Origin of the sequence: Neisseria iguanae (assembly GCF_003013245.1) — a bacterium.
Lineage (GTDB): Bacteria > Pseudomonadota > Gammaproteobacteria > Burkholderiales > Neisseriaceae > Neisseria > Neisseria iguanae.
The window spans coordinates 1-8,984 of record NZ_PXYY01000097.1; the positions used below are offsets into that span (position 1 = coordinate 1).

Annotated in this window: 7 protein-coding genes and 4 pseudogenes; 9 read left to right on the plus strand and 2 right to left on the minus strand. The window is 44.0% G+C overall.

The genetic code is table 11. The features are described from left to right. Nucleotides 1-131, plus strand: a pseudogene (locus C7N83_RS11665) (IS1595 family transposase); the annotation flags it as partial. Nucleotides 132-445: 314 nt separating this feature from the next. Then, nucleotides 446-1,048, plus strand: a pseudogene (locus C7N83_RS11670) (transposase); the annotation flags it as partial. Between the two features lie 289 nt (nucleotides 1,049-1,337). Here C7N83_RS11670 and C7N83_RS11675 read toward each other — a convergent pair. After that, nucleotides 1,338-2,474 carry a cupin domain-containing protein gene (locus tag C7N83_RS11675; RefSeq protein WP_342747611.1) on the minus strand — a complete coding sequence of 379 codons (1,137 nt, stop codon included), beginning with the start codon at nucleotides 2,472-2,474 and terminating at the stop codon, nucleotides 1,338-1,340. Here C7N83_RS11675 and C7N83_RS11680 point away from each other — a divergent pair. Next, nucleotides 2,394-2,651: pseudogene (locus tag C7N83_RS11680) on the plus strand (IS1595 family transposase); the annotation flags it as partial. The gene C7N83_RS11675 and the pseudogene C7N83_RS11680 sit on opposite strands and share 81 nt — an antisense overlap. 104 nt (nucleotides 2,652-2,755) lie before the next feature. Here the strand turns inward: C7N83_RS11680 and C7N83_RS11685 are convergent. Next, nucleotides 2,756-3,321, minus strand: a pseudogene (locus C7N83_RS11685) (superoxide dismutase). A gap of 162 nt (nucleotides 3,322-3,483) precedes the next feature. Here C7N83_RS11685 and dnaB point away from each other — a divergent pair. The 6 genes from dnaB (at nucleotide 3,484) to C7N83_RS16660 (ending at nucleotide 8,300) form a co-directional block, all read left to right on the plus strand. Further along, nucleotides 3,484-4,890, plus strand: coding sequence for a replicative DNA helicase (gene dnaB, locus C7N83_RS11690; RefSeq protein ID WP_106742829.1), 1,407 nt, complete (start codon nucleotides 3,484-3,486; stop codon nucleotides 4,888-4,890). 181 nt (nucleotides 4,891-5,071) lie between these two features. Next, nucleotides 5,072-5,734, plus strand: a complete 663-nt coding sequence (locus tag C7N83_RS11695; protein WP_106742831.1) for a GspH/FimT family pseudopilin — start codon at nucleotides 5,072-5,074, stop codon at nucleotides 5,732-5,734. 2 nt (nucleotides 5,735-5,736) lie between these two features. Then, nucleotides 5,737-6,366: a type IV pilus modification protein PilV gene (gene pilV, locus C7N83_RS11700; protein ID WP_245911221.1), complete on the plus strand. Its 630-nt coding sequence runs from the start codon at nucleotides 5,737-5,739 to the stop codon at nucleotides 6,364-6,366. Nucleotides 6,367-6,368: 2 nt separating this feature from the next. Next, nucleotides 6,369-7,274 (plus strand): PilW family protein, encoded by a 906-nt coding sequence (locus C7N83_RS11705; protein ID WP_245911222.1) that lies wholly within the window; start codon nucleotides 6,369-6,371, stop codon nucleotides 7,272-7,274. Beyond that, a complete protein-coding gene (locus C7N83_RS11710) occupies nucleotides 7,253-7,858 on the plus strand; it encodes a pilus assembly PilX family protein (protein ID WP_106742833.1) in 606 nt (201 codons plus the stop codon). The genes C7N83_RS11705 and C7N83_RS11710 overlap by 22 nt, the downstream gene beginning before the upstream one ends. A 1-nt stretch (nucleotide 7,859) precedes the next feature. Next, on the plus strand, nucleotides 7,860-8,300 hold the full coding sequence (locus C7N83_RS16660; RefSeq protein WP_211296658.1) for a PilX family type IV pilin: 441 nt from the start codon (nucleotides 7,860-7,862) through the stop codon (nucleotides 8,298-8,300). Nucleotides 8,301-8,984: the final 684 nt, after the last annotated feature.

Below are 8,984 nucleotides of genomic sequence, written 5' to 3' on the forward strand. Positions count from 1 at the left end.
TGCGCAAATACAATGAGGTTGGCCGTAAATCTTGCCCGCTGTCCTTGAAAGAATGCGGGTTCCGCTTTAACTTTGGCGTACCGTCCGGGCAGCTTGAAATGCTGCGGCAATGGTGTGGTGTTTGGGGCTAATCTAATACAGCCCCTTCTAAAATCCGCCCCTTTCGGGAAGGATAGCCGGATCAGTCCGTTGGTATGCGCCACCAACCTTTTTTCTGGGAGAGGTAAGGACAGAAGACGTTCTTCGAGACCGGTCCGAACCGCTACTTCCCTTTCCGTCCCTGCGCCACTGCCGTATTTTCTCTGCCGGGGTTTGGAAATGGCGCGCCGGCGGGTGTGAAGGCTGCCGCCGTTTTACGGTCTTCGGCGGGATGACGGTGCTGCGGTTTGATGCCTTTGTGTTTGGAGGGGGCGCAGACCTGTTCGGGGCGGTACTTCCGGGTAATCTGCCCGGTCTTTACCTGTCCGAAAGCGAAGGCGCGCGTTATTGGTTGGAAGTATTGGCCGGCCTGAACAACCGCGGCATCAAAGACATTCTAACAGCCTGCGCAAACGGTTTGGCCGGTTTTGACGAAGCCGTTCGCAGTATCTTTCCGCAAACCGGAGTACAATTGTGCGTCACCCGCCAAATCCGCAACAGTTTGCGCTGTGTCGCCAGCAAAGGCCAAAAGGCTGAAACCCAATATACCGCGAAGCGGCGGAAGCGGCTTTGGACGGACCGGAAGAGGAATGGAGCGGAAATACCCGAAAGTGATACGGTCATGGCGCAGCAAACGGCCGCTCCTGTCTGCCTGTTTCCGCTGCCCCGGAACCGTACGCAAACCGATTTATACGACCAATGCGGCAGAGGCGGTACACCGCCAGTTTCGGAAGCTGGCCAAAACCCAAGGCGCATTCCCCAATGAAACCGGCCTGCTGAAGCTTTTATATGGCGGTATCGGTAAGGCTTCGGGGAAAAATGGACGATGCCGATTGCAAACCGGGGGCAGACGCTCCCGCAGTTGGCGGTTTGTTTTGACGGCCGGCCGGACGGCATTATCCGGTTGTAGAATTCAAACTGACACAGGATTTTGAATGACCTCGGTAATTCATAGGGCAGAGGAAAGAATCAAAGGCAGACAGGTTTCAACCCAATCTACCATAATGGCGTCAGCTGTTTTTCAGACGGCCTTTTTATCTTTAATACTGTAACAAAACGCATAGATTATAAACAATACGACAGCGAGCTTTATCAAATCCTCTTTGAGTTTAAGTATGGCAGCATTTTATAGGTCTGTACTGTTTCAATATATCTGTATCCTCCAGCTCTCCTACGATTGGCTTTGTTAGAAACAGGTGTTATTCATCAATAACCAGGTTACCATTACTGCAGCGGTATTGTCCTGGGGATATGCCGTATTTTTTTTTAAATATTCTGCCGAAATGAGTTTCTGATTGAAAACCTACTGATAAGGCAACAGACAAGATAGAATCGGTACTTTGTCTCAGCTTGACAGCAGCCTGCTGCAACCGGATGTGATTAAGAAAAGCATGCGGGCTGAGACCGATTTTGGCTTTGAAAAGCCTCATCAATTGTGCGCGTGACAAATTGGCTGCAGCGGCCATTTCTTCTACAGTCCAGCTTTGTTGGGGTTCGTTTAGTATGGCAGTAATCAAATTTTGCAAACGTTTGTCCTGCCAGCCGCCGAGTAAGCCATTAAGCTTAGCTTGTTGCTGGCTGAGACAGGCCCTAACCAATAACACCAACAGAATTTCGGCCAATGCATTAATGACAGCTACACCACCATACTGTGCTGTTTCGGCCTCGCATTGCAAAATATCGATTAGTTTCCCGAGTGAGGCATCAGCAATATTCAGAAAAACTTCATTAGGTAGGTTGCTTAACAAATCAGCTTGTTCATCATATTTAAAACGCATGCAAAAAAGATGCATATCGGCACAACTTCCGCCTGCTCTTTTCAAATTTACTGGCTTTTTGGGTATAACTTCAACTTTTGCAGACGGATTGCAGCATTGCGGATGGTTGCTCAATATATGTCCGGATAAGTGCGGAAAAAACACCACATCACCGCTTTTCAATGCCCGAATATTCTCTTGCCCGTCTATTTTCAAGTATCCTTCACCTTTTACTACGATATGTACCATTGCTTGTTTGCAGCGCATTTCGTGGCGGACATACCATTCTCCCTTGAACAGACATTGGGCTTCGACACGGCCGGATACTTGGGCCAGTGTAATCAGTTTATCAAGAATATCCATAATTTGTTTTCTCCCGCTAACTCCTGATTGCAGGGTAGCTGATAAGTATTTGATATCGACTCGGTGCCGTGGCGCAGTGCAGTGTAGTGGAGTTGCTCGTAAAGAAGCAAATTTTTTTTGAATTTGTTTGAATCCGATGATTTTGTGGATATGGCCTATAAAAAGCATTACTGTGTCTATCATGATACCAATGGGTTTGCCCGTGGGAAGCAGCATATTGACGGTACCGAATCATTCTGATGAAGCTATGCCAAAGGCCGGCTGTCTAAATTCCATAGTATTTCGAAGGATCTGTTTTACCTGCATTTTAAATAGACGGAATTTAGGTTTAACTACTGTCATGAAAATTTTGATAAAATATTAATAAAAATGATTCGAAATATCTTGATTTGATATTTTTTTTCCTGAATCCTTAATTAAATTTATAAATTGAAAAAAGGCCGTCTGAAAGCGATATCGCTTTCAGACGGCCTTTTTTTATCATTTACTTATTAACATTAAGTAGAAAAACGTTTGGCTACTTCATCCCAATTCACGATTTCCCAAAAACCTTTCAGGTAGTTAGGGCGGCTGTTGCGGTAGTCGATGTAGTAAGCATGCTCCCAAACATCGCAAGTCAGCAACGGAGTGTTTCCAGTAGTCAGCGGAGTTGCCGCATTAGAAGTTGATACCAAATCCAAGTCACCTCCGGGAGTTTTCACCAACCACGCCCAGCCTGAACCGAATGTACCGGCCGCGCAAGCGTTGAATGTCTCTTGGAATGCTTCAAAGCTACCCCATTTGGTATCGATCGCTGCAGCCAATTCGCCTTCAGGTTTTTGTTGCCCTTCCGGCGTGAAGCCCAACCAGTAAAAAGTGTGGTTCCAAGTTTGGGCTGCGTTGTTAAACACGCCGCCGGAAGATTTTTTCACAATTTCTTCCAAAGGCATTTCTTCAAACTCAGTGCCTTTGATTTGATTGTTCAGATTAGTGATGTAGGTTTGTGGTATTCCAGTGTTCCTTTAGACAGATGTGGTTCCAAAGCGTCCAAAGCATATGGCAATTTAGGCAGTTTGTGTTCCATGTTGATACTCCTATTTATTGATATTATCTTTTGGTCGTGTGCATTACCCGTAAAAGGTAACATTCCTTATTCTACCTGTCCCGGCTTTAAAAAACCAATTAAACTTATACTACGATATAATTGCAGTCTCTTATTCAAAGCATTTTTGGGGAATTAAACGCCATGACCGATTATCTTGACATGCCGCCTGAAGATTGTGAAGTCACGGCTTTAGCCTTGCCGCCGCATTCCATGGAAGCCGAGCAATCGGTTTTGGGCGGCCTGCTTTTAGAAAATGCAGCATGGGATAGAATCGCAGATGTTGTCACCAGCGAAGACTTCTACCGCCACGAACACCGCCTGATTTTCCGCGTCATCTCCATACTGATTAACGAAAGCCGTCCGGCTGACGTGATCACCGTGCAGGAAGCTTTAGAACGTAACGACGAGCTGGAATCAGCAGGCGGATTCAATTACCTGATTAGCTTGGCGCAAAACACGCCTTCTGCCGCCAATATCCGCCGCTATGCCGAAATCGTCCGCGAACGATCGATTATGCGCCAACTGGCCGAAGTCGGCACTGAAATCGCCCGCAGCGCCTACAATCCCCAAGGTCGCGATGCGGGGCAATTACTGGATGAAGCCGAAAACAAAGTCTTCCAAATCGCTGAAAGCACCGCCAAATCCAAGCAAGGCTTTTTAAGCATGCCTGATGTGTTGGACGAAGTGGTCGCCAAAATCGACATGCTCTATTCGCGTGAAAATCCCGAAGAAGTTACCGGCATATCTACAGGCTTTATCGATTTGGACAAAAAAACTTCCGGCCTCCAACCGGGCGATTTGATTATTGTGGCAGGCCGCCCATCTATGGGTAAAACCGCGTTTTCCATCAATATTGCCGAACACGTCGCCATTAAAGCACAATTACCCGTTGCCGTGTTCTCAATGGAAATGGGCGCAGCGCAATTGGTGATGCGCGTGTTGAGTTCCGTAGGCCGCGTTGATCAACAGGTTTTGAAAACAGGCAACCTCCAAGACCAACATTGGCTCAATTTTAACGAAGCCGTGATTAAACTCACCAACGCGCCAATGTTTATTGACGAAACCCCCGGTTTGACTGCGCTAGAACTACGTGCCCGTGCCCGCCGTTTAGCGCGCCAGTTCAACGGCAAACTCGGCCTGATTGTCATTGACTACCTGCAATTGATGTCCGGATCAGGCCGGTCAGACAACCGCGCTTCCGAGCTGGGGGAAATCTCCCGCTCACTCAAAGCCTTAGCCAAAGAATTGCAAATACCGGTAATTGCCTTGTCGCAATTAAGCCGTACCGTCGAACAGCGCACCGACAAACGTCCGATGATGTCTGACTTGCGCGAATCCGGTGCCATAGAGCAAGATGCCGACCTGATTATGTTTATGTATCGCGACGAATACTACAACCCCGAATCACCGCTTAAAGGCTTGGCCGAATGTATCATCGGCAAACACCGTAACGGCCCGACAGGTAAAGTCCATCTCACTTGGATGGGACAATTCACCAAATTTGACAACGCTGCTTACGTACCGGAAGCTTCATTGATGGAAGATTGATACAGATTTCACCACCGAACTAAGCATTTTTCATATTTTATTAGGCAATGCTTGCAATATCGTTTAGAATAAACTATGCACTCCACGCATTTCATATATATGATATAAACCAATATATAAAATATAAAATCAAACATTACCACACATTGCCGATAAACTTACGCCAGACTTACCGATACTCATGCACACCAAACAAAAAGGTTTTACTCTTATCGAACTGCTCGTCGTAATTGCCCTCATCGCAATCATGGCCATTATCGCCCTTCCCAACATGAGCCAATGGATTGCCTCGCGCCGAGTAGCCAGCAATGCGGAACAAATCGCCAATCTCCTGCGCTTCGCCCGCAGCGAAGCTGTTCGCCTGAATCTTCCTGTTTATGTTTGTCCGGTTCAAATTAAAAAAGACGGTAAGTCTGATGGAAAATGCAATTATAGCCATAAAGATAGTGGTTTAATGGCATTTGCCGATAGCGATAAAAACAAACGATACGAACGTGCAACCGATATTCATTTACGTGCCATTATCTTGAATAGTAAAGACAACAACCGCGTTACACACAATTATTATTTCTATCCTTTTGGCGGCCGTAAAACTACTGATAATATCACTCTCTGGACTTTTTTGCCTAACGGCAATTTTGTTCATTGGAACAAATCTCCTTCTGAAAAAGATACATTCCCTAGCCCGAATGGTTATACTCAAATCATTCTAACCGATGCCAACGCAAACAGCGACAATGATAAAAAAGCGCGTTCTAGCGTACTCTTCATCAATGGTAGCGGTCGTGTAGAAATCTGTGCAAAATCTGATTTACGTGATATCTGTCAATATTCTAAAAAATGAAAATGATGAAAACAATAACACCTTCTCTTAAAAAGCAAGAGCGTCTGAAAAACCATCAACGCGGCATGACTTTAGTCGAAGTTTTAATCTCTATGTTTGTGCTCGCGGTGGGCATTCTCGCATTGCTTTCCGTACAATTACGCGCCGTTTCCAGCGTTCGTGAGGGGGAAACACAAACAATCGTTTCCCAAATTACGCAAAATTTGATTGAAGGAATGCTGGTTAATCCGTTGTTATCAGCCGAAACCGATAGTTCCGGTATAGAAACCGGTAGAACACTTAAATCTTATCAGCATTACCTCACCAGTAATAGCAAAAAAATAACCGGGGTATATAAAAACAATCAGGAAATGACAAAGCAAGAGCTTGCCTCCGCCCAAATCACTTCGTTCACAAATGCACTATCTTCGGCACTTCCTGATGCCCATCAAGTTCATTTTGCTATTTGCCAGGACAACTCGGGCAATTCGCCTACTTATAAAAATTCTTTTGATGCCAAATGTAGTGGCAGTGGAGATACTATTGTTAAAGTGCTATGGTTAATCGATGCTGAAGAAAAGCAAAACAACAAGGATTTAACAAGCTCAGGAAACTTTATTGTTTATACTCACCAGTCACGCGTTACGGAATGACAATGAAAAACAAACGCCCTCCTTTTGCTCACCCGCTAAAAATGCAAGGCTTCAGCCTGATTGAATTTCTGATCGCCAGCGCATTAAGTATGATTGTCTTAATAGCGGTAACCTCAACCTACTTTACTGCACGCAATCTAAATGATGCAGCGACTTCCCGTTTAAGCACTCAACAGGATTTACGCAGTGCTTCTACTTTACTGGTTCGCGATGCACGTATGGCAGGTAGCTTTGGCTGTTTTAATATGGCTAACTATGCCCACACCACTGTAGTAGCTGATGATTCCAAAGCTCCTTTTGCCTTACGTAGTAATATCGTCAACGGTAAAATGGTTCCAATTTCAAAAGGTATTATCGGCTATTCAGGCTTCTCTCAAACAGGCGATGCATTGCTATTCCAATACGGCACAGATGCCAGCGGCAGCAATGCCAACATTGCCAGCAGCTGCACCAGCATAGCCAAAAGCGCTAATATTACAGACTTACCTACTGCAAAATCAGCTTTAAAAATCACAGATGACAAAAAGAATGGTGCAATCTCAATGCTACAACATATAGTTTTTGCATATACCGTTGGTTCTTTTAACAAACAAGAAGGTTTATACCGCTTTCAACTAAATAACGAGACAGGTAATTGGGACGATCCACAGCTTTTAATGAGAGATATTAATTCAATGAGTATAAGCTATCTATATATAGATAACACAAACAACTGTAAAAACCCAGCAGACTCTTCAAGCCAAGAAACATTCAGACGTGAAAATACTTTGAGAAAAAAGACAGAATCTGATAATGATGGAACCACACCTGCATTAATCCAAATTCAATTGAGTGATAATAAGGAAAATACCTACAATATTGAAGCTGCAGTAAGAGGAGGAAACGTATGCGCAAATCACTCTATTTAAGGAATTTTAGATCCCAATCTTCTCAGCAAGGCTATGCTCTATTCATCGTCTTGATGATTATGATCGTCATTGCCTTATTGGTTGTTACGGCTGTTCAATCTTACAATACCGAGCAACGGATCAGTACCAATGAAGCAGATAGAAAATTGACCCTAAGCTTGGCTGAAGCTGCACTACAAAAAGGCGAAGACAAAATTTTGGAATTTGATGGGAAAAAAGTTGTTTTTAAAGCCAAGTGTATCGGAACAATTGGTGGAGCTGAAACAAAAGGACTCTGCGCAACACCCGATGCTGTTGTTCCCGATGAAATTCGCAATGCTATTGATGTGGAAAAAATAAAAGACAATGCATGGAAGGTCAATGCATGGGAGCGTGGAGAAGGTAAAAAACTTTATATTGATGAAAATGGTGAAAGTGTTATAGACATTAAAACTGAAAATGTCAGCAAACCTCCTGTATATATTATTGAATATATCAGTACCGATGCCTCACAAGGCAGCATCATTTATCGTGTTACTGCCAAAGCATGGGGTAAAAATAATAATACTGTCGTCATGCTTCAATCTTATGTATCGAATGAATAATATGAAAAATAATCAAGGTTTTACTTTAATCGAACTCATGATTGCCATTGCTATTATCGGTATTTTGGCAACCATTGCCCTGCCTTCCTATAATCGTTATATTGAACGAGGCTATTTATCTCAAGCACATACAGATTTAATAAGTGTAAATAACCAAATTAAAACTAAACTGGTCAAAAATCCATCATTAAATATTGAAACTGAACTGGAAGCTTTCAAAGCTAACCCCAAAAGTTATGGAGTTGATAATGAAGTTGCTGAACGATATCAATTTAACGGGTCCTTAGAAGATAAAAGAAACGGTCATCGCTATCTACTTTCCGCAAAACCTACTTATAGTGGATACACAATGTCTATTTGGATGGATAGCTTAGGCCATACTGAAAAATGCCAACAGCCTGATTTAACTGGCTGTGAACCGGTTTCAAACAAAAAGAAATAAATTAAATACTGCCTAAAAGATTTCAGACCGCATTTAATTTATTAAGTTTGAAATTTTTCATCTTAACTTTATTCGATCTTTTGCCCTCACGAATTTATCTGCTGAAACATATTTACTTAAAAAGCTAAAACATATTTTGGGCATAATTAAAATACAAAATTAATAAACAATACAAAAGCCCGCAAATGAGGGCTGAGACCTTTGTAAAACCCCTAAAATCCTCTAAATTCTCGTAAAATGCCCATATCAAATAGAATTTAGAGGATATTCTCCATGAGCGCTTCTTCAAACAAACCGCCGAAGCCGTACCTGCCAAGCATATCGACCGCTTTCCATTGCTTAAAATCCACGTCATTACCGGCCGACAACCGTTATCCCGAACAGCAAAAAGCCGTTATGCCCGCCACAACGGCAGCCGTCCCCCTTGTTCATGACTGTCCGTGCCCAACGCCGTTTAACCCGGCCGATGGCACAGCCTATCCGACCCCGGACACAGCACTGTTACCCGTATCCGGCTTTTAGCGCTGCCGCGGTTTTGACGAACCCGGCATGCCCGACCACAGCACACTCTGCCGCTACCGTAACCGGCTGGCGCAAAACAATACCCTTTCCGAACTGTTGGATTCGATTAACCGCCAACTGGCCGGAAAAAGGCTTAAAAATCCAAAGTACCAAAGCTGCCGT

What these genes read in the sequence shown, in the direction of transcription:
- C7N83_RS11675 (WP_342747611.1), bottom strand. Translation starts at nt 2,474, where the DNA reads ATGCTGCTTCCCACGGGCAAACCCATTGGTATCATGATAGACACAGTA.
- dnaB (WP_106742829.1), top strand. Translation starts at nt 3,484, where the DNA reads ATGACCGATTATCTTGACATGCCGCCTGAAGATTGTGAAGTCACGGCT.
- C7N83_RS11695 (WP_106742831.1), top strand. Translation starts at nt 5,072, where the DNA reads ATGCACACCAAACAAAAAGGTTTTACTCTTATCGAACTGCTCGTCGTA.
- pilV (WP_245911221.1), top strand. Translation starts at nt 5,737, where the DNA reads ATGATGAAAACAATAACACCTTCTCTTAAAAAGCAAGAGCGTCTGAAA.
- C7N83_RS11705 (WP_245911222.1), top strand. Translation starts at nt 6,369, where the DNA reads ATGAAAAACAAACGCCCTCCTTTTGCTCACCCGCTAAAAATGCAAGGC.
- C7N83_RS11710 (WP_106742833.1), top strand. Translation starts at nt 7,253, where the DNA reads ATGCGCAAATCACTCTATTTAAGGAATTTTAGATCCCAATCTTCTCAG.
- C7N83_RS16660 (WP_211296658.1), top strand. Translation starts at nt 7,860, where the DNA reads ATGAAAAATAATCAAGGTTTTACTTTAATCGAACTCATGATTGCCATT.